We start from the raw sequence: 24,178 nt of genomic DNA on the forward strand, positions 1-24,178 counted from the left end.
ATTAAGCACGTTGAATGTGTGCTTTTGTTTCATGAGTCATTTGTAATTAACGTACTTCCTCTTGTTGAGGGAGATCTTGTTGTCTTAGTTTTTCGTTTTTCAGCGTACGGTTAAGCAGTTGACTGTAAATTGGCTGCCCACCTAACATTTGAGCAATGATTACCGCACCTAAGCAGGTGATGATCAACGGCAGGATCAGGTAGTAGTTATTGGTCATTTCGATAACCAACAGTATGCCAGTGATAGGCGCTCGCACGGTGGCGGCAAATAATGCTCCCATGCCAGCAATTGCAAACATACCCGGTTCAATATTCAGTTCGGGAAAGAATGCCGCTGCGATAAGCCCGAACGCATAACCAAAGAGTGTTCCTAGCGCAAGCATTGGTGCAAAGATACCGCCTGGCGCACCAGAGCCGAAACAAAGCAGGGTAGTGAGGACTCGGCCTAAGAAAATCAACAACAACACATTGGCGCTGTAGCTGCCATTCGTGATGTTCGGGATGATACCAATACCACCACCAGTTAATTCAGGTATATAAAGGAGCAACAAGCCAAAGCAACCGCCAAGTAGGGTGCCTGTCATCAAGTAGCGTTTACGGTCATTCTTGTGGATCGCCACAAACAGGTCTTGGGAAAGCGTAATCAGTTTATTGAAAATCACACCAAACAGGCCGAACAACACACCTAATAATAAGAATAACCAAAGTGCGTCGAGTTCAGGCGGCTGGTACTGAGGCATTGTGATAACGGCAGATTGGCCATTGATAGAACGAAATACAATGTTGGCTGAAACTGCTGAGATGATGACAGCTTTGATTGATATGAGTGAGTAGCGAAACTGTGGTCTCATCTCCTCAACCACAAACATGATTCCTGCCAGTGGTGCGTTAAATGCGGCGGCTAAGCCACCAGCGGCACCTGAAGCCAACAGTGAGTGGCGAGTGTCATCGTCTTTGACTCGAAAGATATCAGTGACCATACGACCGATACTGCCGCCCATTTGAACGGTTGGCCCTTCACGGCCTAAAACCATACCAGAGCCTAACGCGCCCATGCCGCCAAAGAATTTTACGGGTAATACTCTCCACCATCGAACAGGGCGCATGCCGTCCATTGCACCTTCGATTTCAGGGATACCTGAACCGGCAGCCTCTGGAGCAAAGCGGTGAACGAGGAAGTAACCAATAAAGGCAAATGCAGCACTAATAAGGAAAGCGGCCAACCAAAGGGGTAAATAGCTACCGATTTCATCTTTAAGCCAATCGGTACGAGTTTCTGTGATGAAATGAACCGCGACTTCGAAATAGGTACCCACTACGCCAGCAAGTACACCTACAATACAAGAAAGAAAGAGAACGGAAGCGGGTGTCTTATCTCTTGAGAGAAATTGATTAATAGCATCCCTTGGCATTTTGGCTAATAAGGATTGCTTAATTTTCTCTCTTCTGATCATAAAGATAAGTTTCCTGAATGAGTTAAGGCGGGGTTGCATTAAATTATACGCTTCCTCTGCATATCCTATAGCAACAAAGTTGAAAAGTTGAATTTCATTTATGGAATGTACGTGTTACATAAATAGAATATATGCTCAATAGTGGAATCACCGTCACAGTTTTGATCGATTCTCTGGCGGCGGCTTGAATATCCCCAAAAATGAACCATAGTTAAATCGTAAAGCAACATAACGAACCGCAAGGAGAAGTGAGGTTTTACACACAATTTGGATGGATTCAGAAACAAAGTTTTAGTTCCTCGTTAAATGTTCAGGTCGATATTTAAGGCTTCCTGATTCGCGAACTCACGATTGAGTAACGAGGGTGAGGCGTACTGAGTAAGTACGCCTTTAGTTCGTCTGGAGCATCCCATTTCCACATTCTGCCTCTACTGTTTATCTCTTCTGATTATTTTCGCGCCAACCTCTATTAACGAATCTCAGTGTAAACAATCGATTGGGGTCAACTTTTTGGTGATTGAGTATATACTCCCTTAAAAAGGAGAACTGATATGACTAAAAAAGTTCCTACGAACATCATTACGGGTTTCTTGGGTGTTGGTAAAACGACAGCCATCTTGAACCTGCTAAAAAATAAACCTGAGAATGAAAACTGGGCTGTTCTGGTTAATGAGTTCGGGGAAATCGGTATTGACGGTGCATTAATGACAGATCAAGGCGCTTTGATTAAAGAAGTGCCGGGTGGATGCATGTGCTGTACTGCGGGCGTGCCTATGTCAGTGGGTATTAATGCCTTACTTCGCCAAAAGCCAGACCGTTTATTGATTGAGCCGACAGGGCTTGGTCACCCTAAACAGGTTATAGCGACACTGACTTCCGATCAGTACACACCATATGTCGATTTAAAAGCGACGCTTGGTTTGGTTGACCCACGAAATCTGTCTAATGAAAAGTACACCTCGAATCAGAGTTTTAATGATCAACTAAATAGTGCAGATGTGATTCTTGGTACTAAGGTTGACCTTGTTCATTCTGAAGACATCGATGTGTTCAATGATTGGGTGACGGATCAAACGCCAGCAAAAGTCTTCCATAAGCTAATTCACGATGGTGAAGTGCCATTGGAAGTGTTAGACATTGAAAGAGTATACGGCAGTGCTTCCTCTCATATTGAAGCGCATCATCACGATCACGCTGAACAAGAGCCTCAATTCCAACTTCCTCCTGGTGAAGCTTTCATCCGTAAAGAGAATAAAGGACAGGGCTATTTCAGTTGTGGTTGGTTGTTTGGCGCAGAGCATAAGTTCGACTTCGATGCGCTATTCTCTATGTTGTCGGATCTAACGGCCGAGCGTGTAAAAGCCGTCGTGAACACCGACCAAGGTTGCTACGCATTCAATGTGGCGAATCAAGTCGTGTCTGTGAACGAAATTACACTGGATGGCTTTGAATCTCGATTGGAAGTGATCGACTCGCAGCTCATGCCATGGGGCGATCTAGAGCAGATTCTACTCAAGCTGTGTGGCATCAAATAGCCCAGTTTTTGCTGTTTGAACCAAGGATCTTGGTGTTTACTTCGTTGAAGGCGGGATAAACACCAGATTAAATGAGAAAGTTTGCGTTATATCACGATAAATGTGAGATAAATCACTCTAATTACTTTATAGTGCTCGGCTGAAATAAGAATGTAGGCTGTCTGCTTAAGGAACCCGTAACAATGTCATTTTCCTCTCAAGGTTTTGCTCCTGAATTAGTCAAAGCGTTGACTGAGTGTGGTTATGAAAAACTCACTCCAATTCAACAAAAAGCGATTCCAATGGCTCGTAAAGGCCATGATATTTTTGCTACTGCTCAAACCGGCACGGGTAAAACAGCGGCATTTTCATTGCCTGTTATTCAACACCTTTTGAACAGCGGTAAAAAAGCGTCTAGAGGAACGGCTCGCGGCCTTATTCTTGCTCCAACTCGTGAGCTTGCTGCGCAGATCGCTCAAAACATTAAAGACTACGTTAAATACACGGATCTAAGCGTTTCTGCGGTTTACGGTGGTAACAAGATGTCTTCACAAGTTCGTCAACTAGAACTGGGTGTGGATATTTTGGTTGCAACCCCTGGCCGTTTAGAAGAGCACTTAGAAGCGGGTAACGTGTCTATTGCTAACCTAGAATTCCTAGTATTTGATGAAGCTGACCGTATCCTTGATATGGGCTTTATCAATGCCGTTCGTAAGATCATGTTGGATGTAGAAACATCACCGCAAATCATGATGTTCTCTGCAACGACTTCTACTCAGTTAAACCAACTGTCTGTTGATATTCTGCGTAAACCAAAACGTATTAGTGTTGAGCGCGAAAACTCTACGGCTGCTACTGTTGGTCACGTGGTTTACCCAGTGGATCAAGAACGTAAAACTGAACTGCTTTCTGAGCTTATTGGCCGTAAAAACTGGCGCCAAGTGCTTGTGTTCGTGAACTATAAAGAAACAGCGAATGATGTAGTTAAAGAGCTTAAGCTTGACGGTATTAAAGCGGTACTTTGTCACGGTGATAAAGCGCAAAGTGCTCGTCGTCGTGCTTTGGATGATTTCAAAGAAGGTAGAGCACGTGTGATGGTAGCAACCGACGTTGCAGCTCGTGGTCTTGATATCGAAGACTTACCACACGTAATTAACTACGACATGCCTTTCCTAGCAGAAGACTATGTTCACCGTATTGGCCGTACAGGTCGTGCAGGTAAGCAAGGTCACGCTGTCTCTTTCGTTAACCGCGAAGAAGAGCTGACTGTCGTTCAAGTTGAAAAACTGATTCAACAGCGCATTCGTCGTGTTGAACAACCGGGTTATGAACCGAAGAAACGTGATGCTTACATCGAGAAGCTGAACACTAAATCGGCTTACAAAAACCGTCAGGGTCGTAAGAACAACGCGAACGAAGAGCCACAAGATCAAGCAAGCGCTGAACGTCGTTTGACTATGATGAAGCGAATTAAAAACCGTCGTAAGTAATTACGGTTGGTGATTGAAAAGAGCCACTGTTATGTGGCTCTTTTTGTTTGTATTGATCGCAATATTGTTTATTGTCATTACTGCTTCGTTTCAACCTCGCTTCATTTCAAGCCCGATCAAGAAACAAGAACTAATAAATAAAAACAAGTCGATAAGGTAATAATATGGATAGCGCACTACTTTGGGCTTTTATTCCCACGTTTTTCTTCGTGTCAATCACGCCCGGTATGTGTATGACTTTGGCGTTGACACTTGGAATGAGTGTTGGATACAAGCGTACATTATGGATGATGATCGGTGAACTGGCTGGTGTCGCTGTGGTTTCTATTGCCGCGGTATTGGGTATCGCTTCGATCATGTTGAATTACCCATGGCTATTTACGGGCTTTAAATTTGTTGGTGCGGGTTACCTGTTTTATTTAGGCGTTCAGATGTGGCGTTCGAGAGGCAAACTGGCGATCAGTACTGACAACCAAACAACAAAAGTCAGCAATGATTGGGACTTGGTGGTTCAAGGTTTTGTCACTGCAATTGCGAACCCAAAAGGCTGGGCGTTTATGATTTCTTTGCTGCCTCCTTTTATTAACAGCAATAAAGACTTAGCACCGCAGTTGTTCATTCTCGTGTCAATCATTCTGGTTTCTGAGTTTGTTTGCATGACCTTATACGCGACAGGCGGAAAGAGCTTAAAGCATATGCTGGGCAAAGCCGACAATGTTAAGTTGATGAACCGCATTGCAGGTACGTTGATGATGGGCGTTGGTGTTTGGTTGTTCGTGAGCTAATTCTGGTTAGCCTACAACGAGCAGAGATCCCCGACTCAGTCGTTCCTCCTTCTCGAGGGTGACGCGTACGTGGGATGATGACGACTTAGGATTACGGTGAGTTTTGAAAATTCGGATTCTTACTTAAACCGAAGAATGCATAGAATATAAAAAGAGCGATAGGGCATTTGGCCTTATCGCTCTTTTTGATTTTACTTAGCTAGCGAACAGAGACTAGATAACAGAAATGTTTCTGATCTTAGCCTGCGTTGTATATTTAAACCGCGATTTCACCGCCGTCTTCTCGACGAATCACAACCGTAGATGCTCTTGGGCGGACTTTGCCTTGAGTTTGTGCGGTTGCATCTTCAGACGATGGCCAGTTTGCCGGGTGTTGAATGTTCACAAACAGTGACTTGAAATCTGGGCTGATGGTAAAGCCAGTCACTTCACAACCGTTTGGACCCACAAAGAAGCGTTTAAGCTGTGCTTGGTTGTTTGCATCAATCACCGCACTGTTGCCGTTGTCATCCGTTAACTGAGATGGAACCACTGCCAGCATTTGGTCATTGGTGTAGCCAGTTACTTCGTCTGCGCCGTTATCTGTCTGAATCCACAAGATGCCACGAGCATCAAACGCTAAGCCGTCAGGGCTCGCGAACTGGTTCATGTCTGTTAGACCAGAGCGGTTAATAGACTTGTCTTCCACTGCTGGTGAACCAAATACGAAGATATCCCAATCGAACTCGCCTGCCGTTTTGCCTTCATCCCAACGGATAACATGACCGAACTTGTTGTCTACGCGAGGGTTCGCAGAGTTCGCTTCTTTACGCTTGTTGTTATTAGTCAGCGTTAGGTAAGCCGTACCCGTCATTGGGTCAACAGAGCACCATTCAGGGCGATCCATTGGCGTTGCACCAACAAGGTCGGCAGCGCCCGCTGTATTGATGATAAGCGCTGCTTGAGAGTCAAATGAATCACCTAGCTTGCCGCCGTTTGTAGTCTTGCTGCCCAACGTTAGTGGTAGCCACGTACCTGAACCGTCATCGTTGAACTTAGCCACATACAGCGTGCCTTTATCCATGTACTTGTCACCCGCACTTAGGCGATTACTCGGTTCTGCGTCACGCGGGTCCCATTTCTCTTCAGAAACAAATTTGTATAGGTATTCAAAGCGAGAATCGTGACCAGAGTAGAATACGATTGGCTCGCCTTCGGTCAACTTACCAAACGTACAGCCTTCGTGACGGAAACAACCCAGTGCAGAACGTTTCTTAGCGCGAGAGTTTGCTGTGTATGGGTCTATTTCAACAATGTAGCCGTGACCGTGTGCTTCGTTACGGTAATCGTCCATTGCTGACTCACCTGTTGGTGTTACGTCAAAGCGAGCAAATTCGTCTAGGCGTTCTTGTTTGTTACCTGAAAGCGTGTCCCAACCGTAACGTGTTTTGTCAGTAGCGATACCAATACGTTCTTGCGCTGGTGTTGTCTCGCCTTTGTTAACGAAATAACCCGGCCAGTTTTCTTCACACGTTAGGTAAGTGCCCCATGGTGTGTAGCCATTACCACAGTTGTTCAACGTGCCACGAGCTTGGCTGCCGTCTTGTGAGAACTTGGTTTTGGTAAATTCACTGTGTGCAACAGGACCAGACAGATCCATTACGGTCGCGCCTGTGTAGCGGCGGTTCAGAGGATCGTTATCGACCATCACCCATTGGTTGCCTTCAAGTTTTACACGAACCACACTCACGCCGTGTGCGTTGATCTCTTTACGTACTTCATCAAGGCTAGGGCGGTTGCCTTCATCGTATGTAGGACCATTAGCGTGCAGTGCTTTTTGGTCGATGTATTCGTGATTAATCACCAACAAACCGTCGTTGCTGTTGCCATTAAGCGGGAAGAAGTGCATGCCGTCGTGGTGCATGCCCAGTGAGTTTGCTTGATCTTGTGCGTTGTTGGTTCCATCTTTTAACCAAGCATTGCCTTGCTTGTTAAGTGGAGTACCCCAAGGAACCAATACTTGTGCTGTATAGCCTTTTGGCACAACGACACTGTCTGTCAGTGAGCCTTTAACCGATTCGAATGCAAGTGTAGCAGTGCTTTTTTGCGGTGCGCTAGATGATGCTGTCGCCGCGTGCGCTGTGCTGTGGCCTGCTAAACCAAAAGCACCAAACGCCGTCATTGCACTGATGCCTAAACCGCCTTTGAGAACATTTCTTCTTGAAAGGTTCGCATCTAAAACTTCTTCGAAGGGTTTGTTTTTGCTCTTATTAAAACGAGTGCTATCAAATGTTTCCTTGCTCATCTTTACTGCTTCCTATTGGCTGATTTTATTATTCGTTATTCATGAAGTACCCACCTACTAACTAATTGGTTAATAAGTTGGGTCAATGTGTGACTAATCGTGAAGCAGTTAAGTGACAGATTTTTATAGATTTGATTAAGGTTTTGTTTCTGTAGCACGATTTTTGCCATTAACACCCTTGTGTAATACAAAACTCTTGGGGATTGATGTGGAACTGTGTATAAATGCTTTATCAAACGAAAAGAGAGGCAGTTATGAAATTAGATAAAATCGAAAACAAAAATCGTCGCCTACGCAAAAAGCTATACCTAGGTGAATTCGCGATTCTGGGTTTTGAAGTAAGCTGCAAGACATCGATTACTGATTTTGATCAATACGATGTGTTCATTGATGAGTTCATTGATTTCATCGACAGCATCGGTCTGTGCTTTGGTGGCGGCGGCCTTGAGCTGTTTGAAGGTTTCTTATGCTCAATTGAGCGCTACCGTTCAGTAACAGAAGCAGAACAACTGCAAGTTGCTCAATGGCTTGAAGCTCGTGCTGAAGTAAGCAAAGTGGAAGTTAGCGAACTGATTGACGCAAACTACGCGTTCTAATTTGATGTTGTGTTGTTAGCTCGATTGAAAGGCCAAATACGGCTTAGGAAAGAGTAACAACAGTACGCTAGAATAAAGGCCGAATCGTTAAATCGATTCGGCCTTTTTGCGTTTTATTCGTTCCATTTCTATTCTTTATCTTCTTTTCTATCCCTTCTGACGTAAATGATAAATTGATATTTTTCGATTAAATATTAGTACTTTATCGCTATTTTTATTTGCAGTAATAAGTTTGGATAAACTTGTGAGAGTTTTATGAGAATTCAATGAAGTTGCTGATAGATTTGATCGTCATTCTTAGAGTCAACAACACCACAGTTCGTTCTGGCAAAGGTAACGGTATATCGCTGTTATTCGTTTTGTTGGCAACGATAGGACTCGATAAAGGATGGAATCAAAATGAATAAACGTACTCAAATCAGCTTAGTGATCAGCTCGGCTATGTTGGCCTTCGGAGCGGCTCAAGTTCAGGCTGCTGAGCTTGAAGTCACTGTCACTAATGCAACGAAAGGGATCTACTTTACGCCTATCTTAGCGGCGGCTCATGACTCAAGCTTGTTCATGTTTAGAACGGGTGAAACGGCTTCTTCGGAACTAGAGTCCATGGCCGAAGGAGGCGATATTTCAGGTTTATCTGGTGTCATTGCCAACGCGGGAGGCGTGGTGGTTGAGAACCCAGCGGCCGGCATCCTCAATCCAGGCGTCGCAACTACGTTTGATATCAGTACTGGTGATTTAGAGTACCTATCATTGGGTGCAATGTTGCTGCCGACAAACGACGGCTTTGTTGGTCTAGATAGCTGGAAGATCCCAACTCAAGCGGGCACCTACAAAGCGACTCTAAATGGTTATGACGCAGGCACAGAAGCCAATGATGAGCTGGCGGGCAGTATGCCGAACCCTCCATTCATTACCTTTGGCGCTGGTGGCACAGGTGTAGAAACGGCAGTATCAAACGCTAAGGTTCATATTCATCCAGGTAACATTGGTGATGGTGATGCGGCGGGCGGCATCAGTGACCTCGATAGCAGTAGCCATCGATGGTTAAACCCTGTTGCAACTATCACCATTGTTGTGAAGTAAGGGGGATGTATGAAAGCTAGAATTCTATTTATCGCTGCATCAGTAGCTGTGTTAGCGGGTTGTCCGGACGATGACGACGATTACTATCGCTATGATGTGAGTGTTACTAACCTCACCCCCAATCAACCAATGTCACCACTCGCGGTGTTGACTCACAATACGAATTTTGATCTGTTTGAAGTTGGGCAAAGTGCCTCTGTCGTTCTGGAATACTTGGCGGAAGGGGGTAGTAATGCACAATTGCTTGCGCTCAGTGACAGTGACGCCAATGTTTATCAAGGCATCTCAGGCAATGGACTGATTCTTTCAGGTGAGCAAGACACGGTGTCGATTCGTGTCGACCCAAATCAAGAAGGGTATATCTCAGTTGCTTCGATGTTGGTGAACACCAATGATGCGTTTGTCGGCGAATCCGGATTATCGCTCAAGTCATTAGCGGTGGGTGATACCTTTACCATGAACATGAATGTTTGGGATTCGGGAACTGAGCTGAACGATGAGCTTGCTGCAACCATTCCGGGACCAGCAGGCGGTGGTGAAGGTTTTAATACCACACGAGACGACACCGATATAGTGAGTTTTCACTCTGGCGTAATCAGCCAAGATGATGGCCTTACGACTTCTACTTTAAGTGCAAATCATCGTTTCCTTAACCCCGGTGCAAGAATCACCATTACTCGAACTCAGTAACAGGTTGAAAGCACGATGAAAGAATTCCTGCTCTGTTCCGGTCAATTGAAAGGTGGGCGGACTCAGAATAGAGCAGGGATCATGAATAGTGCTGCGGTAAATTTGATGGCAAACATATTGTTGGTTGAAGACGATGATGACTTGGCTGAACTGGTGCAGATGCATCTTAAGTTCCAAGGGCATAACGTAATCAGAGCTAATGTGATTGAAAAGGCTCAGGCGCTCTATAAAGAGGGTCATTTCGATTTGATCGTACTGGATCGTGGCTTACCAGACGGTGACGGACTCGATTTCTGTCGAATGTTGCGTCAGCAAGAGGATTGGACGCCAGTACTCATGCTAACCGCAAGAGACGCTGAGTTAGATAAGGTGTCAGGCTTAGAAGCCGGTGTTGATGACTACATAACGAAACCTTTCAGCGTTCTCGAGTTTCAAGCAAGAGTGAGGAATGTGCTTCGCCGTTTAAGCCATGTCGAATCAGCGACTCAAGAGGTTGTGACAGCAGAATCGATTATGAATTTTGGTGTGCTCACTATTCAACCTGAACGCCATCAGGTGTCACTCAATAACCAAGACGTACCGCTGACAGCTACCGAGTTTACCTTACTTCATTTCTTAGCAACCCGCCCGGGGCGTGTGTATAGCAAAGACGAGCTGCTCGATCATGTTTGGAATACTCATCACTCTGGCTATCACCATACCGTGTGTAGCACAGTCAACCGTCTAAGAACCAAGCTTGCGATGCCGAATAGTGATGATGATTTCATTAAAACCGTTTGGGGTGTTGGTTATAAGTTTGAGTCGAAAGCTTAGGCCTATGTGTCGCGTCCGAAGTTTACTAAAAGGCCAGTAAGACCTAAGAGCCATCGAGGAGAGAACATGAGTTTCAAATCGCGTTTAGTGTTGTTCACCAGTTTGTGGTTTCTGCTCGTGAGTGTGGTGATTGCTTATACCTATAATTGGCAAAAAGAGACCATAGAACAAAGAACTAAGCAGAGCTTACACAAAGAGCTCGCGGTTCATATGCGCGATGATAACCCTCTGATGATAGGGACTGACTACAACCCCAAAGCCCTTAAATCCATATTTCATACCTTGATGTTGATTGGTCCCGATTTCGACATTTATTTTCTCGACAGCCAAGGAAATATCACGACGCATGCTGCGCCAGAAGGCACTGTGTTGGCAAGCCAGATAGACTTAGCACCCATTAGACAATTTTTAAATGACGAGCCTTATCCGATTCTTGGCGAAGACCCTATCAATCCTGATTCTCGTAAGGTGTTTTCCGTTGCTGCGATTGAAGAGTTGGGTTCAACAGTTGGGTATCTGTATGTGTTGATTGGCAGTAATCGCCATACCGTGATTGCTAATTCGCAAGTCGACACACCTTATATGGCGCTAGCAGGACTTATGCTGATCTCTATCTTAGGTTTTGCGATTGGGGCTTACCTGCTCGTGAAGCGCAGCCTCTTAAACCCTATCGAAGAAGTTACAAACAAGCTGCAACAACAAGCAGAGCAAGATTTTCGATTGGACCCGAACTTCATTCATCAAGTACCAGAATTGGTGCCGATTGCACGCTCGTATCAGTTGATGGCGAAGCACATTCAACAGCAATTTTTGCAACTTGAATATCAGTCGTCATATCGAAGACAAAGCTTATTACAGCTCAGTCATGATTTGAAAACGCCATTGTCGAGTGTATTGGGGTATCTAGAAACGTGGAGGATTCAAAACCCACATTCGGATCCACTCATAGATGTGGCATATCGCAATGGCAACAAGTTATCTGAACAGCTCCATTCGCTGTTAGATAGCGCCAAGAAAGATAACCCGGTACCCACACATCAATACGCTTCAATCGATTTCAATGGGCTGATGAGCGAATGCTTAGAAACGATACAAAGCAAATATCGCCATAAAAATGTTGAGTTGAACATTAATATGCCTATTGGAATCAAGGCTGTGGGTGACAGTGATCTGCTTGAGAGGTTGATTTTGAATCTGTTAGATAATGCATTGAGGCATAGCCCAAGTGGCACTGTGGTGTCGTTAGATGTTGGTTTTGAAGCGGATTCCAAACGGGTGAAGGTGGTGATTCATAATGAGGTTGAACTGGAAGCGCCGAATGGTTCTTTGGGAATAGGAACCAAGATCGCGCAGTCGATACTGATGTTACATCACAGCGTGCTAGAAACAACAAAGGCAGAGAACTCCTTTCAGCAAAGCTTTTATTTGCCTTCGGTATAGCTCTGTCTGCCTTCGTTTAGCTCGATGTATACTTACGTAGAACTAACGTTAAGCGTCTTTACTGTCTTCGTTGCCTTCGTTCACTTTCGCGTAGAAGTGAAGTAGCTCAGTTAATTCTTTAACCCAGCCAAACGCATCTTTAGGTGCGTTCTTTAAGATCTTTTCTACTTTCTCACAGTGCACTTCGATTGCGATTGCTTCTTCAAGGTTGAAAGAAATTGAGTAGAAGTGCCAAAGCAGTAGGCGAGTCATTCGCTCGATGTTCTGTTGCGAGTTATCCGACTCTGAGAAGGCTAGGTTTACTTCACCAAGCGCGATAGCTGTCATTCGAAGCATTGCGTCAAATTTCGCTGATTGCATGCGTTCTTCGCTGGTGACTTCTTCTTGCTCGAACGTAAACAATTCCGTCATTGCATCTTCAGGTACAAGGCGATGAATCATTCTTAAACTAAATTCTTCTAGTTCATGGCGAGGCATGGTGATTAAGCAATTTAAGGTGTAGTCGCGTTGCATGGTGTTCTCTTGGATCTGCAAAAAGGTCGGACAGTTTAATGGAGAAGCGAGTTTAGAAAAAGCAGATTTTAGATAAGCCTGCGTTGGCAGGCTTATCTGTGTACTACAAGCCCTAAAATCGATGCTTAGGGGAACTGTATTTAGGTTTGAACGCAGTATCAGGCTTTGCTATGGCTTGGCGGTTGGTACTGCATCGACTGGTCGTTTCTCATGAATATGTTGCTCGCGACCAAACTGCCGATGCAAATAGAACCAAGGGCGAGCCAAGTCATCGCATCAGGAATCTCGTTGAATAGTGGGATCGCCAACAAGGTCGCCACTGCGGGTGTTGCACTGCCAAAAGCGGCAGAGCGTTCAGCCCCTAAGGTATTAACCGCATAAAGGTAAGTGAACGCAGCGATTAAACCCGCCCCAACGCCTTGCACTGTTGAATGAACGGCAAGCTCCGTGAAGGGCCAATTAGCGATTGGTGTGTCCATTAGGTGGCTTGGGAGGGTTCCAGTCAGGATTAGGACGAGTAAAAGCAAAGTAGAACAGAGAGAAATAAAACCGGCACTGACTAACGCATTAAGATTAGCGACACGGGCTGAGATGGTGAACATCGCCCACATTAAGCTTCCGCATAAAAACAACAAATGACCTTTGGTGTATTCGAAGTTGAAGCTGCTTAAGCTACTCCCTAAAAACAACAGTATGCCGAGCAAAACCAAACCTAAACCAACAACACGATGTCGGCTGAGTGGCTGCTTAAAAAAGAGTACCGCAATTCCTGTAACGAACAGAGGAAGCGTGCCCGGAACAAGAGCACTGCCATGAGATACCGGAACAAACTGCATGGCCGTTCCGGCAACAAGCAGATAAGGTAATCCGCTACCTACGAACATACCCGTTAGATACCGTTTAGGGACGACGGCAATTGCGCTGCGTGCTTTCCACATCAAAGGCAATAACACCAAAGCCGGTATGAGAAATCTTGTGAGAGCGATATCGGCAGGTGTTAAATCTGAATTTGCGCCGCCTTTAAGAGAAAGAAAAAAGCTCGCCCAAATGAGTAGGGTGACAGTAATAGATAAGTAGCCAAGATTCATAATATAGAAGGAGAGTGGGTGATGACTCATTATGGAACAGTTGGTGTGCCACAGGTTGGCAAGTTTTGGCTAAACTTGAACTGTCGTTGATGATTTCTGCTAATATTCACCAAATAATTAACGGATTTAACTAATGTTTGGCATTTACTATGGATAGAATTGATAGGCATCTTCTCGAACTGCTACAAAAAGATGGCAGGTTAACCACGGCTGAACTTGCTGATGAAGTGGGTTTATCACCTTCGCCTTGTGCAAGACGAGTCAAAAGGCTAGAAGAAAAGGGCATTATTGACGGTTATCGTGTGAGCTTGTCACGAGAACAAGTCGGCATCGCAATGAGTGTGTTTGTTGAGGTGAGCCTAAACAACCACCAAGAAGTGTCGATAGATAAGTTTGAGGCGGCTGTTGTAGAGATGGAAGAGGTGATCAGTTGCCACGTTGTATCTGGGGCTTATGACTATTTGCTAGAAGTGGTTAGCCCGAACTTGATGGCCTACGAGGCATTTACAAGAAAACTTCAAAGGCTCTCTAACGTGAAAGATATTCATACCCACCTTGCGATAAGACAAGTAAAAGGCAATGCACCACTGCCAATTTATACCGATTAAGCCAAACTCTGAGCAGTAACACGAAGGCAGAATGAGCTGAAAACGAAATGGTTTACTCCTGAAGTAGAAGCGCGGTCAATATCAAAAATCATCCATTAAGTGTCAGGCTTCAGGCAATAAAAAACGGAGCACCTCGTGAAAGGTACTCCGTATATGATAGGTGCAAAACTTAGTGATACTTAAAGTTAGAGATTGAACAATCCCCAGTTTGTGCATTAATTCTAAATGAAAAAGCATGTGAATGATAATCCACGCCGTCATTCCAAATTGTCTCTCCAAATATCTTACATAGCTCTAGCTCACTTACTGAACCGAACTCTTCCATGTGTTTAGCTACAGATAAAAGTTTACCTCTTATCTCTGCAGTCCATTCCGTGTTACTCAAGCAGTTGAAAGCCATAGTCTTTTGCATATTACCTAGCCCAAATGTTTCTTGTTATTAAGTTATATGAAGATTCATGATAACAATTTTCTGGGGTTTGTAAATCTATTTTGTGATGAATATCTCACATACTCGCTTGCATTGGTCGGAAATTGAACTTCATTGTTGATAGATAGCACATTACTTTTACAACCTATTGATAAAGCTTTGATTAACGAGTTCTTAGAATATTATGAATGGGATTGAGCATATTTATCGGAAAAGTCCAGTCGAACGAGTGAGAGAATCTAATGGTGATTTCAGTTTGATGCATCGTTTGCTGGTTGGTTTATGTGGCGCGCTTCATCAATCATCGTCGCTTCTCTGCGGTATTTTGAAGACAGCTGACGGAATTTTTCACTGAGTGTATGGAGATCTCGGGAGAGTGATTGTGAGCTTTGTACGTGCACCTTTGCGCTTTCTGCCTGGCGCGGGAGTCTTGCTTTGGTGCAGTGTTTGGCGACGGCTTGCCATGAATACGCTAGAGAGTCAGCGCCTTCAAGTTCACTAGACACAACATACGCCTGTTGTAGCAAAACCTCGGAGACGTCATACGCGGTATTCATATGACTATTGAGCTGCACATTAAACCTTTCTTCGTACTTTGCCCAAAGCTCAATGATCTGCTTTTCATTAAAGTGTTTAGATAACAATGTCTGTGACTCATAGGTTGAAAGAACTTGGTTGAACTCTTTGGTGTACTGACTATAGCGACCTTCAAAAGAGAGCTGACGATCCAACAGTGTTTGCCAGTTTTCACGGTCACAATGATTCGCTAGAGCGACATTGGCACTCAAAGTTACGCTTACAATGATAACTTTCCCCCAAAAACTCATGACTTTCCTCTACTTACCGTGCGCTCTATTGAGAGTATAGATGAGCAGCAGCATGAGTTGATGTACACTTGAGACATACCTATAACGGAAGAGCTGGTGGATTTGATGAAAAAAGCGCTGATCGCTTTACTTGTGTTGTTGATATTGGGCGGAGGGGGAGGAGCGGCATACTACTTCTTGGTCATGAATAAAGACCCAATCCCACAAGAGAAAACGGAAGGGCCGGCGTTAGAAGCTACCGAGCAATCTGAATCTGACCTTGTACCCATCATGGATCTTCAGCCTGAACCAGAGCAGACGGAATTTTACGTTTTGGAGAGAAAGCTTGAAGTGGTCGAGCAACCTGAAATTGATGGCTTGATAACAGATTACCTCTATAAAGGGGAAAAGGTGGTGGTACTCGAGAAACAAGGCGAATGGGCACGTATCTCAGACTATATAGTCCTTAAAGAAGGCGGCCCACAGACGGCGGAATGGGTCTCTATGTCAGGCTTATCGAATGATGAAGTCATTATTTCGGAAAAAGAAAGCAAAGAGATATTGGATTCCTATTTGGTTAAGTCTGATGACCTCAAGATCCATCAAGAAAAATTCCGTAATTCGGTGGCTAAACTGATCTCTGAGGGGGAGTGTGCCCCAAGTGATTTTGAAGAATTAGGCGGATGGGTGAAATCTGTTAAGTACAGCAATCGAGATGTCTATTTTATTTATTGTGGTGGGTTGTCCCTTGAAAACAAAATTTATCTTGATGTAAATACAAATGAAATATTTACGAAGTAAAAATCGCCCCATTTTAAGTGTTGGACGTATTAATATTCTTTAGGGTTACCGTTCATAAGTAAAATTTTTGAAATCTTACTTTATCGCAGAGTGGGCTTCTTTATTGGCACCTCATTATATTTAATCCGATATAAGCAGTATCTGGCTATTCCGTTTAAACAATGGGTCTACAGTTTTTATGGTATGAGAGTATTGTTGTCGGGATTCCGTAAAGCAGGTGCTGCCGATTCTTGATAAGGAAGATGTCGATAAAGAGAACGTCGATCCAGAAGCTTCGGAAAACCAAGCTTAACGTTTTGCCTCTTACTTAACAGTAGGAATACCTTAACAGTCGAAATACGAAGCACCAGACAATAAAAAAAGCCACTGAAATCAGTGGCTTTTTCGTATCAACTCATATCAGAATTATCTGGTAGAAGTTGATGGAATCTCGATTGTTAATCGATTTCTTTGTCTTTACCCATAGATAAAATCCAAAGAGATACGGCTGCAACACCTGCAAAGCCACCAAGAATGATAACTGGCATAGCGCTGTAACCTAGGATGTGCCAAATTACGCTTTCTAAAGTACTCATTCAATCGCTCCTTATTGCCAGCCTTCAACGCCGTGCATGTCTGGTAGTTTGTGTGCAATACCTTTGTGACAGTCTACACACGTTTTTTCACCAGAAGCTAGCGCAGTCGAGTGTTGTTTCGCACTACGGGGGCTCTGCTCTGAGAAGTCCATGTAATCGAACTGGTGACAGTTACGACACTCAAGTGAATCGTTCTTCTTCAATCGAGCCCATTCGCGTTCCGCTAGGTGAGCACGACGTGCTTTGAACTTTTCTTCAGTATTGATGGTTTTCGCAATAAAGTGTGCGTATAGCTCTTTAGATGCTTGAACCTTACGAACAATTTTATCTGTCCATTCATGAGGAACGTGACAGTCTGAACAGATAGCACGAACACCAGAACGGTTAGAGTAGTGAATTGTCTCTTGGATTTCAGCAACGATAGGTGCGTGACAGCCAGAACAGAATTCTTCCGTGTTGGTTGCCTCCATACCCGTGTTGAATGCACCCCAGAACAAAAGACCACCCGAGAAACCCAAGAACAAAACAACGCCTACGGCTGCTTTGCTTGGTGTCGCAAGTCTTTTCCAAAACGCTTTAAGTAATTTTATCATATATAGCCTCTCTTACAGTCCGGCTACGATTAACGCAGTGAATCTACAGGTTTGAACTCGTTCTCAACTAGTGGCTTAGCATTAGCTTGAGGTACGTGACACTGTAGACAGAAGTAACGACGAGGTGATACGTCTGCAAGTACCGCATCTTCACGGTTCATGTAGTGAGTTACACTCACTTTAGTAGCACCCATTTCTTTTGCGTTTTTCCAGCTGTGGCAAGAAAGACACTTGTTAGCGTTAAGAGAAACTTCATAGCTACGAATAGTATGAGGCACTAGAGGTGGTTGGTATACGTAGTCACTCTCAAGTACTTGGTCACGAGGGAACTTTTTGAAGTCATCTGCTGCGCGAGTTGCTTCAAGTTCACTTGCACCACGTAGAGATTCTACGCCACCAATGCCGCCTGGGTTATCCAGTTCAGCTTGAACTGCACCAGCTAGCAAAAGACCAGCTGATAGTAGGGCAGTAATCAGTTTTTTCATGGTTAATTTCTCCGCCTAAAGGCTAATTCTTTGAGTGGACTACTTCTTTCAAAAAGTAACGAAAAAAGCAGTCGCAATATTAAAAACGTCAGATCTACGAGCTAAGTGGTAAGAACATATTGTCCTTAAGCGACCTTAGTGATCTTAACTGGACACTTCTTGTAATCCGTCTGTTTAGACAGAGGATCCGTTGCATCCAAGATCAACTTGTTGATCAGAATTCTTGCATCAAAGAATGGTACGAATACCAAGCCTTGTGGTGGACGGTTACGACCACGAGTTTCAACACGAACGCGTACTTCACCACGTTTGTTTTCGATAAGAACTTCATCACCACGGCGAAGACCACGAGCTTTAGCATCAGCAGGGTGGATGTAACAAAGTGCATCCGGTACTGCTTTGTAAAGTTCTGGTACACGACGAGTCATAGTACCTGTGTGCCAGTGCTCAAGAACACGACCTGTACATAGCCACATATCGTATTCATCGTTTGGTACTTCAGGTGGCGCTTCGTATGGTGCATTGATGATCAGTGCTTTACCATCTGGTTTGCCGTAGAAGTCCCAATCAGAACCTTTCTTAGCATATGGATCTGAACCTTCTTTAAAGCGCCATAGTGTCTCTTTACCGTCAACAACAGGCCAACGTAGACCACGAACTTGGTGGTAGCGATCGTATGGTGCTAAATCGTGACCGTGGCCGCGACCAAAGGCTGCGTATTCTTCGAATAGACCTTTTTGAACGTAGAAACCTTGAGCTTGTGCATCGTCGTTAAGCTCTTGAGCTTCAGACAGTGGGAATGCATCAACGTTGCCGTTTTTGTAAAGCACGTCGTACATGGTTTTGCCACGGTACTCAGGCATTTTCGCAACCAGTTCTTCACCCCAAACTTCTTCAATAGTGAAGCGCTTAGAGAATTCCATGATTTGCCATAGGTCAGACTTAGCTTCACCTACAGTTTTCACTTGTTGGTACCATGCTTGTGTACGACGCTCTGCGTTACCGTAAGCGCCTTCTTTCTCAATCCACATTGCTGTTGGAAGGATGAGGTCAGCCGCTTGAGCTGTTGCCGTTGGGTACGGGTCAGAACATACAATGAAGTTATCTGGGTTACGGTAACCTGGCAGACGTTCAGTGTTGATGTTTGGACCCGCTTGCATGTTGTTGTTACACATTACCCAGTAAGCGTTGATTTTACCGTCTTTCAACATACGGTCTTGAAGAACAGCGTGAGCGCCGGGTACCGGTGGAATGGTGCCTTCTGGAAGTTTCCAGATATCTTCTGCAATTTTACGGTGTTTAGGGTTAGCAACCACCATATCGGCAGGTAAACGGTGAGCGAATGTACCAACTTCACGCGCTGTACCACACGCTGACGGTTGGCCAGTTAGTGAGAATGGGCTGTTACCTGGAGTAGAAATCTTACCTGTAAGAAGGTGGATGTTGTATACAAGGCTGTTCATCCATACGCCACGAGTATGTTGGTTCATACCCATAGTCCAAAGTGACATTACTTTGATGTTTGGATCGGCATATTGCTTAGCCAGCTTGATAAGGTCTTCTTGAGATACACCTGACATTTCAGACGCTTTCTCAACTGTGTATTCAGCAACAGACGCTTTGTAGTCTTCGAAAGAGATAGCAGTCATTTCGCCTGAGTTAGGGTTTGCGGCTGCTTTCTGTAGTGGATCATCGTCACGCAGACCGTAACCGATGTCTGTCGTTGCTTGCTTGAAGTTCGTGTGCTTGTTCACGAAGTCCCAGTTAACGGCATCGTTTTGAATGATGTAGTTAGCAATGAAGTTAGCAATTGCTAGATCTGATTGAGGTTCGAAGATGTAACCCGTGTCTGCAAGCTCGAAAGAACGGTGGTAGTAAGTAGACAGTACGTTTACTTTAACGTGTGGGTGGCTTAGACGACGGTCTGTAATACGAGTCCATAGTACTGGGTGCATTTCTGCCATGTTTGAACCCCACAGTACGAATGCGTCTGCGTGTTCAAAGTCATCGTAACAACCCATTGGCTCATCAATACCGAAAGTGCGCATGAAGCCTACTACAGCAGAAGCCATACAGTGACGAGCGTTTGGATCTATGTTGTTTGAACGGAAACCCGCTTTCATCATCTTAACGGCTGCGTAGCCTTCCATTACTGTCCATTGGCCTGAACCGAACATACCAACACCTGTTGGACCGTTCTTCTTCAGTGAAGCTTTCCATTTCTCAGCCATCACGTCGAACGCTTTGTCCCAAGATACGGGTGCGAAATCACCATCTTTATGGAACTCACCATCTTTCATACGAAGAAGAGGTTGTTCTAGACGGTCTTTGCCGTACATGATTTTTGAAAGGAAGTAGCCTTTGATACAGTTAAGGCCTTTGTTTACAGGAGCTTCTGGATCGCCTTGAGTCGCAACCACTTTACCGTTTTGAGTACCTACTAGTACTGAACAGCCCGTACCACAAAAACGACAAGGCGCTTTATCCCACGTGATTTTTGTTTGATCAGAGCTAGCAATCAGGTTGGTTGCTGTTGCCGGTAGAGTTACACCTGCAACGGCTGCCGCTGATGCAGCTGCGTTTGCTTTCACAAACGCACGTCTTGTCATTTTCATACTTCACCCTCAAGTTGAGAATTGTTGCTTCCAGTTTCTAAATCCGTTTCGTCCAGTCCAGTCTCGATTTGGTGATAAACCAAAGCTGTCCCTAAAACGTTCGTAATATTATTAATTTCTTCGATGGTGTCCGTTACAAAACCTTGGTTCTCGGTTTCTAGGACCACGATGATTTTGCCTTCAGGGCTGCTGCCGTAAATCTCTGCATTATCGAATTGCTCGATTTGTGCTTTGATCTCGTCTAGATGCTCTGGGCTCACATGCACGACTAAACTTGATATATGCACTTCATTTAGTGCCATAAATTGCTCTCGTTATTTTTGTTTTATGCATTACTCACAAGAATAGCCGAAGTAGGGCAAATTGCTACGCAGGCCCCACAACCGCTACACTCATCTAACTCGATTTTTGGTAGAGCAACACTGCCTGCTCTAAGTTCAAATTGAATGGCCATAGGTTCACACATGTCACCACAGCTTCGGCATTCAACATTTTGTTGCGCTAAACACTTATCAGAGATTTGTGCTTTTGCTTGCCAAGGCTCTCCTTGCTTTGGCTTAAAAATGGGTTCGGGACAAACATCTGCACATTGATAGCAGAACGTACACTCATCAATAGAGAAATCTACAGTGGGAAAACCACCATCGCCTACAATGATTATCTTAGTCTCACAACTCTCGATGCATTTACCGCAGCGAGTACAGTCATCTGTAAAGCTTTCTAGGCTGTCAATCCAAGGCAAACGAATCTGGCTTGAGTCAACTTTTCGTCTAGAAAAAAGACGGCGTTTTGATAGATCTACCACTAGATACCTATAGATGTTACTAAGATGTTGTAATTGTAGGTCATTATTCTATTAATATCTTGTAATGAGTCCTCACAAGTAGTGTAGTTTTAGAAACAATTGTATAAATACCCCCTAAGGGCTAATTGGGGGCATATATTGTCTTAGATCAATAAATTACGGAGCGAGTGATCACATATTGAATGGAGCTATGATTTTTGATGTGTGACAATACGATATCGCTGGCAAGTCATTTATCAATAGGAAGGCACTTTTGCTTATAAAACCGGTTTCATCTGTAACAAGTACGATAGCAAAATCTTTGCTCTCTATACTGCTGTTGTCGGTTGCTACGACTGGCTTTGCCATCTTTACTTTGGCTTCAAGTTTGAATGATGCGGAAGCGGTTAACGTGGCCGGTTCAATGCGAATGCAAAGCTACCGTTTAGCCCATGATATTCAAATAGAATCTGTCGATTATGAATCTCATATTCGTGAATTCGAAAGTTCTCTTTACTCGCCATCCATGACTAATTTGGTCAGTTGGAATGTTCCGACAGACATCACAGAAGATTACTATTTAATTATCGGCCGTTGGCATGAGCTAAAACAGGTCTTGAATAGCGAAGAGCGCGATCACTATCTCGTGTTGGTTGAAAACTTCGTGGCTGAAATCGATGGCTTCGTTTATAAGCTGCAAGAGTTCTCTGAAGACAAGTTAATAAAGTTAGCGTGGGCTGGTGGTATCGGCCTTGGTGGGATTCTGGTCATATCTCTTTTTGTTGTTCACTTTGTACGTAAACAGGTTGTTAAACCGCTACATGCTCTTGTCGGTGCGAGCCAAAGAATCAAAAACAGCGACTTCGAGGTAGAACTCAAGGTGACCAGTAACAACGAAATGGGCATTTTGACCAAAACCTTCAACTCGATGGCCAAAGATTTAGGCGTGCTTTATCGAAACCTTGAAGATGTGGTGGATGCAAAGACGATTGAGCTGCAAAATGCGAACCAGTCGCTGCAGGCACTTTATAACTCGTCACAAGAGCTCACGGTGACGCGTATTGCTCCTGAAAACTTCCGAGCTATCTTGCAGCATCTCGTGAGCTTGGAAGGGATTGGATCACTGAGGCTCGAGATTGTCGATAACTCAGGCCGTTCATTGATTATGGATGAAGGTTACGATTCGAATTTAGACTACGAAAAGTTTGAGATGAAACTCGACGATAACGAACTTATTCTCGGCTATTTATACTGTTCATATCACCACGGGCACTCAACTAAAGCTCTGATCGAAAGCTTCATTCAACTGCTATCGAGAGCGATCTACTACAATCGTGCTCAAAAGAAAGCTGAACAGCTTATTATCATGGAAGAGCGTGCCACGATTGCACGTGAACTCCACGATTCATTGGCTCAATCACTGTCGTACTTGAAAATTCAAGTTACACTATTAAAGCGTGTGATTGGCAAACTGCCAGAGCAACAGCACCGAGAGCAATCTGAACAAATCGCGTCTGAGATCGGAAACGGCTTAGCCGACGCTTATACCCAGTTAAGAGAGCTACTCACCACATTTAGGTTGACCATTAAAGAGGGCAACTTTGGAGACGCCTTAAGTACCATGCTTGAGGCGCTCAGCGAGAGAACCGATGCGAAGATTAACCTCACTAATAATCTCTCATCGATCGAGCTTGATGCGCATAGTCAGGTTCACTTGCTTCAATTGATTCGTGAAGCAACAATAAATGCAATAAAACACGCCAATGCCGACTTGATAGATGTATGCTGTATCGATGAGGACGGTGAAGTATTAGTCGTGATAAAAGATAATGGAGATGGCTTTGACTCAAGTAGTTCCAAGGTGAACCACTACGGGATGAGCATTATGCAGGAGCGTGCGGCAAGACTGAATGGCGACTTGACGATTGAAGCGGCGCAAGGTGAAGGCTGTACAGTCATATTGAAATATAAAAGTTTGAAGGAAGTTAAAGTTGACGATTTGTAAAGTAATGCTGGTTGATGATCATCCATTGATGCGCAGAGGTATAAGCCAATTACTGAGCTTTGAAGACGAATTCGAAGTGATTGCAGAAGCAAGTAACGGCACTGAAGCGGTTGCTCTTGCTCATGAAGAAGAACCTGATTTGATCCTTTTGGATCTCAATATGAAGGGCATGTCTGGTTTAGATACCTTGAAAGCACTTCGCACTGACGGTTCTAGCGCAAACATTGTTATTCTAACGGTTTCTGATAGCCCTGCAGACATTGAAGCGATTGTAAAAGCAGGCGCTGATGGCTACTTGTTGAAAGACACTGAACCCGATGAGTTAATTGAACTGCTTAAGCAAGCACACAGCGGTGACAAGGCTTACAGCAGTGTGGTTGCTCGTTACCTAAATGATGCTGGAAGCCGCAATGATATCTTCGAACAACTGACTGAACGCGAAATGCAGATCCTTCAAGAAGTCGCGAAAGGTTACCGCAATAAGCAGATCGCTGATCACCTGTTCATTTCTGAATCGACAGTTAAGGTACATATGAAGAGTCTACTGAAAAAGCTGCAAGTGCCTTCCCGTACCGCTGCCACGGTTCTGTATCTAGAACGCTATGGTGAAATGAAGTAGGGCTTGGTCCTTTGAGATAACACTATTTCAAGCCTGACTGTTTATACATGTCTCGATAGTTTTGACGATGTGAGAAAGTGACATTAAAAAAGGCGCTGAACTTACTAA

25 protein-coding genes are annotated in these 24,178 nt (G+C 44.3%); 13 read left to right on the top strand and 12 right to left on the bottom strand.

The window, feature by feature from the left end; genetic code table 11:
* Positions 1-46: 46 nt before the first annotated feature.
* A complete protein-coding gene (clcA, locus tag AB6E54_RS13295) occupies positions 47-1,453 on the bottom strand; it encodes a H(+)/Cl(-) exchange transporter ClcA (RefSeq protein WP_102333494.1) in 1,407 nt (468 codons plus the stop codon).
* A gap of 551 nt (positions 1,454-2,004) precedes the next feature.
* Between clcA and AB6E54_RS13300 the strand changes: the two genes are divergently transcribed.
* The 3 genes from AB6E54_RS13300 (at position 2,005) to AB6E54_RS13310 (ending at position 5,242) form a co-directional block, all read left to right on the top strand.
* Positions 2,005-2,988, top strand: coding sequence for a GTP-binding protein (locus AB6E54_RS13300; RefSeq protein WP_102333495.1), 984 nt, complete (start codon positions 2,005-2,007; stop codon positions 2,986-2,988).
* 182 nt (positions 2,989-3,170) lie between these two features.
* Positions 3,171-4,457, top strand: coding sequence for a DEAD/DEAH box helicase (locus tag AB6E54_RS13305; RefSeq protein WP_372106094.1), 1,287 nt, complete (start codon positions 3,171-3,173; stop codon positions 4,455-4,457).
* Between the two features lie 164 nt (positions 4,458-4,621).
* Positions 4,622-5,242 carry a LysE family translocator gene (locus AB6E54_RS13310; RefSeq protein ID WP_017064486.1) on the top strand — a complete coding sequence of 207 codons (621 nt, stop codon included), beginning with the start codon at positions 4,622-4,624 and terminating at the stop codon, positions 5,240-5,242.
* Between the two features lie 256 nt (positions 5,243-5,498).
* Here AB6E54_RS13310 and AB6E54_RS13315 read toward each other — a convergent pair whose 3' ends face one another.
* The gene (locus AB6E54_RS13315; protein ID WP_102428558.1) at positions 5,499-7,526 is read right to left on the bottom strand and encodes a PhoX family phosphatase; all 2,028 of its coding nucleotides are present in this window, start codon (positions 7,524-7,526) and stop codon (positions 5,499-5,501) included.
* A gap of 254 nt (positions 7,527-7,780) precedes the next feature.
* Here AB6E54_RS13315 and AB6E54_RS13320 point away from each other — a divergent pair, with 254 nt between their 5' ends.
* The 6 genes from AB6E54_RS13320 (at position 7,781) to AB6E54_RS13345 (ending at position 12,148) form a co-directional block, all read left to right on the top strand.
* Complete coding sequence (locus tag AB6E54_RS13320; protein WP_017062629.1) at positions 7,781-8,122, top strand: YggL family protein; 342 nt, start codon at positions 7,781-7,783, stop codon at positions 8,120-8,122.
* Between the two features lie 266 nt (positions 8,123-8,388).
* Entirely contained in the window at positions 8,389-8,529 is a 141-nt protein-coding gene (locus AB6E54_RS13325; protein WP_017067451.1) for a hypothetical protein, read from the top strand.
* On the top strand, positions 8,522-9,205 hold the full coding sequence (locus tag AB6E54_RS13330; protein ID WP_065583911.1) for a spondin domain-containing protein: 684 nt from the start codon (positions 8,522-8,524) through the stop codon (positions 9,203-9,205). The genes AB6E54_RS13325 and AB6E54_RS13330 overlap by 8 nt, the downstream gene beginning before the upstream one ends.
* 9 nt (positions 9,206-9,214) lie before the next feature.
* Complete coding sequence (locus AB6E54_RS13335; RefSeq protein WP_372106096.1) at positions 9,215-9,895, top strand: spondin domain-containing protein; 681 nt, start codon at positions 9,215-9,217, stop codon at positions 9,893-9,895.
* Positions 9,896-9,976: 81 nt separating this feature from the next.
* Positions 9,977-10,708 carry a response regulator transcription factor gene (locus AB6E54_RS13340; protein ID WP_017067448.1) on the top strand — a complete coding sequence of 244 codons (732 nt, stop codon included), beginning with the start codon at positions 9,977-9,979 and terminating at the stop codon, positions 10,706-10,708.
* Between the two features lie 66 nt (positions 10,709-10,774).
* A complete protein-coding gene (locus AB6E54_RS13345) occupies positions 10,775-12,148 on the top strand; it encodes a sensor histidine kinase (protein ID WP_372106098.1) in 1,374 nt (457 codons plus the stop codon).
* Between the two features lie 48 nt (positions 12,149-12,196).
* Here the strand turns inward: AB6E54_RS13345 and AB6E54_RS13350 are convergent, their stop codons facing one another.
* Complete coding sequence (locus tag AB6E54_RS13350; RefSeq protein WP_017062624.1) at positions 12,197-12,661, bottom strand: hypothetical protein; 465 nt, start codon at positions 12,659-12,661, stop codon at positions 12,197-12,199.
* Between the two features lie 158 nt (positions 12,662-12,819).
* Positions 12,820-13,749, bottom strand: coding sequence for a DMT family transporter (locus AB6E54_RS13355; protein WP_017064490.1), 930 nt, complete (start codon positions 13,747-13,749; stop codon positions 12,820-12,822).
* A gap of 149 nt (positions 13,750-13,898) precedes the next feature.
* Between AB6E54_RS13355 and AB6E54_RS13360 the strand changes: the two genes are divergently transcribed.
* On the top strand, positions 13,899-14,357 hold the full coding sequence (locus AB6E54_RS13360) for an Lrp/AsnC family transcriptional regulator (protein ID WP_017062622.1): 459 nt from the start codon (positions 13,899-13,901) through the stop codon (positions 14,355-14,357).
* A 169-nt stretch (positions 14,358-14,526) separates the two neighbouring features.
* On the opposite strand, the gene AB6E54_RS13365 is transcribed toward AB6E54_RS13360, so the two are convergent.
* Together AB6E54_RS13365 and AB6E54_RS13370 are read right to left on the bottom strand one after the other, a co-directional pair.
* Entirely contained in the window at positions 14,527-14,769 is a 243-nt protein-coding gene (locus AB6E54_RS13365; RefSeq protein WP_017062621.1) for a hypothetical protein, read from the bottom strand.
* A gap of 269 nt (positions 14,770-15,038) precedes the next feature.
* Entirely contained in the window at positions 15,039-15,614 is a 576-nt protein-coding gene (locus AB6E54_RS13370) for a hypothetical protein (RefSeq protein ID WP_102394558.1), read from the bottom strand.
* 96 nt (positions 15,615-15,710) lie between these two features.
* Between AB6E54_RS13370 and AB6E54_RS13375 the strand changes: the two genes are divergently transcribed.
* Complete coding sequence (locus AB6E54_RS13375; RefSeq protein ID WP_372106100.1) at positions 15,711-16,394, top strand: SH3 domain-containing protein; 684 nt, start codon at positions 15,711-15,713, stop codon at positions 16,392-16,394.
* A gap of 437 nt (positions 16,395-16,831) precedes the next feature.
* On the opposite strand, the gene AB6E54_RS13380 is transcribed toward AB6E54_RS13375, so the two are convergent.
* The 6 genes from AB6E54_RS13380 to napF form a co-directional block, all read right to left on the bottom strand.
* The gene (locus tag AB6E54_RS13380; protein WP_010430103.1) at positions 16,832-16,969 is read right to left on the bottom strand and encodes a TIGR02808 family protein; all 138 of its coding nucleotides are present in this window, start codon (positions 16,967-16,969) and stop codon (positions 16,832-16,834) included.
* An 11-nt stretch (positions 16,970-16,980) separates the two neighbouring features.
* Positions 16,981-17,562 carry a NapC/NirT family cytochrome c gene (locus tag AB6E54_RS13385; protein WP_009845456.1) on the bottom strand — a complete coding sequence of 194 codons (582 nt, stop codon included), beginning with the start codon at positions 17,560-17,562 and terminating at the stop codon, positions 16,981-16,983.
* Positions 17,563-17,591: 29 nt separating this feature from the next.
* Positions 17,592-18,047 (bottom strand): nitrate reductase cytochrome c-type subunit, encoded by a 456-nt coding sequence (locus tag AB6E54_RS13390; protein WP_102333502.1) that lies wholly within the window; start codon positions 18,045-18,047, stop codon positions 17,592-17,594.
* Between the two features lie 125 nt (positions 18,048-18,172).
* Positions 18,173-20,662 (bottom strand): periplasmic nitrate reductase subunit alpha, encoded by a 2,490-nt coding sequence (gene napA / locus AB6E54_RS13395; RefSeq protein WP_102320774.1) that lies wholly within the window; start codon positions 20,660-20,662, stop codon positions 18,173-18,175.
* On the bottom strand, positions 20,659-20,964 hold the full coding sequence (locus AB6E54_RS13400) for a chaperone NapD (RefSeq protein WP_019824440.1): 306 nt from the start codon (positions 20,962-20,964) through the stop codon (positions 20,659-20,661). The genes napA and AB6E54_RS13400 overlap by 4 nt, the downstream gene beginning before the upstream one ends.
* Before the next feature lie 23 nt (positions 20,965-20,987).
* Positions 20,988-21,467, bottom strand: coding sequence for a ferredoxin-type protein NapF (napF, locus tag AB6E54_RS13405; RefSeq protein WP_017062611.1), 480 nt, complete (start codon positions 21,465-21,467; stop codon positions 20,988-20,990).
* A gap of 253 nt (positions 21,468-21,720) precedes the next feature.
* Between napF and narQ the strand changes: the two genes are divergently transcribed.
* Both narQ and AB6E54_RS13415 read left to right on the top strand, forming a co-directional pair.
* A complete protein-coding gene (narQ, locus tag AB6E54_RS13410) occupies positions 21,721-23,451 on the top strand; it encodes a nitrate/nitrite two-component system sensor histidine kinase NarQ (RefSeq protein WP_017062610.1) in 1,731 nt (576 codons plus the stop codon).
* The gene (locus tag AB6E54_RS13415; protein ID WP_017062609.1) at positions 23,438-24,070 is read left to right on the top strand and encodes a response regulator; all 633 of its coding nucleotides are present in this window, start codon (positions 23,438-23,440) and stop codon (positions 24,068-24,070) included. Before narQ ends, AB6E54_RS13415 begins: the two co-directional genes overlap by 14 nt.
* The last annotated feature ends 108 nt before the right edge of the window (positions 24,071-24,178 follow it).

Source organism: Vibrio sp. 10N.247.311.49 (assembly GCF_041467655.1).
GTDB classification, from domain to species: domain Bacteria; phylum Pseudomonadota; class Gammaproteobacteria; order Enterobacterales; family Vibrionaceae; genus Vibrio; species Vibrio crassostreae_C.

Excerpts from the sequence above, each read along its gene's own strand:
- clcA (WP_102333494.1), bottom strand. The coding sequence starts at position 1,453 with ATGATCAGAAGAGAGAAAATTAAGCAATCCTTATTAGCCAAAATGCCA.
- AB6E54_RS13300 (WP_102333495.1), top strand. The coding sequence starts at position 2,005 with ATGACTAAAAAAGTTCCTACGAACATCATTACGGGTTTCTTGGGTGTT.
- AB6E54_RS13305 (WP_372106094.1), top strand. The coding sequence starts at position 3,171 with ATGTCATTTTCCTCTCAAGGTTTTGCTCCTGAATTAGTCAAAGCGTTG.
- AB6E54_RS13310 (WP_017064486.1), top strand. The coding sequence starts at position 4,622 with ATGGATAGCGCACTACTTTGGGCTTTTATTCCCACGTTTTTCTTCGTG.
- AB6E54_RS13315 (WP_102428558.1), bottom strand. The coding sequence starts at position 7,526 with ATGAGCAAGGAAACATTTGATAGCACTCGTTTTAATAAGAGCAAAAAC.
- AB6E54_RS13320 (WP_017062629.1), top strand. The coding sequence starts at position 7,781 with ATGAAATTAGATAAAATCGAAAACAAAAATCGTCGCCTACGCAAAAAG.
- AB6E54_RS13325 (WP_017067451.1), top strand. The coding sequence starts at position 8,389 with ATGAAGTTGCTGATAGATTTGATCGTCATTCTTAGAGTCAACAACACC.
- AB6E54_RS13330 (WP_065583911.1), top strand. The coding sequence starts at position 8,522 with ATGAATAAACGTACTCAAATCAGCTTAGTGATCAGCTCGGCTATGTTG.
- AB6E54_RS13335 (WP_372106096.1), top strand. The coding sequence starts at position 9,215 with ATGAAAGCTAGAATTCTATTTATCGCTGCATCAGTAGCTGTGTTAGCG.
- AB6E54_RS13340 (WP_017067448.1), top strand. The coding sequence starts at position 9,977 with ATGAATAGTGCTGCGGTAAATTTGATGGCAAACATATTGTTGGTTGAA.
- AB6E54_RS13345 (WP_372106098.1), top strand. The coding sequence starts at position 10,775 with ATGAGTTTCAAATCGCGTTTAGTGTTGTTCACCAGTTTGTGGTTTCTG.
- AB6E54_RS13350 (WP_017062624.1), bottom strand. The coding sequence starts at position 12,661 with ATGCAACGCGACTACACCTTAAATTGCTTAATCACCATGCCTCGCCAT.
- AB6E54_RS13355 (WP_017064490.1), bottom strand. The coding sequence starts at position 13,749 with ATGAATCTTGGCTACTTATCTATTACTGTCACCCTACTCATTTGGGCG.
- AB6E54_RS13360 (WP_017062622.1), top strand. The coding sequence starts at position 13,899 with ATGGATAGAATTGATAGGCATCTTCTCGAACTGCTACAAAAAGATGGC.
- AB6E54_RS13365 (WP_017062621.1), bottom strand. The coding sequence starts at position 14,769 with ATGCAAAAGACTATGGCTTTCAACTGCTTGAGTAACACGGAATGGACT.
- AB6E54_RS13370 (WP_102394558.1), bottom strand. The coding sequence starts at position 15,614 with ATGAGTTTTTGGGGGAAAGTTATCATTGTAAGCGTAACTTTGAGTGCC.
- AB6E54_RS13380 (WP_010430103.1), bottom strand. The coding sequence starts at position 16,969 with ATGAGTACTTTAGAAAGCGTAATTTGGCACATCCTAGGTTACAGCGCT.
- AB6E54_RS13385 (WP_009845456.1), bottom strand. The coding sequence starts at position 17,562 with ATGATAAAATTACTTAAAGCGTTTTGGAAAAGACTTGCGACACCAAGC.
- AB6E54_RS13390 (WP_102333502.1), bottom strand. The coding sequence starts at position 18,047 with ATGAAAAAACTGATTACTGCCCTACTATCAGCTGGTCTTTTGCTAGCT.
- napA (WP_102320774.1), bottom strand. The coding sequence starts at position 20,662 with ATGAAAATGACAAGACGTGCGTTTGTGAAAGCAAACGCAGCTGCATCA.
- AB6E54_RS13400 (WP_019824440.1), bottom strand. The coding sequence starts at position 20,964 with ATGGCACTAAATGAAGTGCATATATCAAGTTTAGTCGTGCATGTGAGC.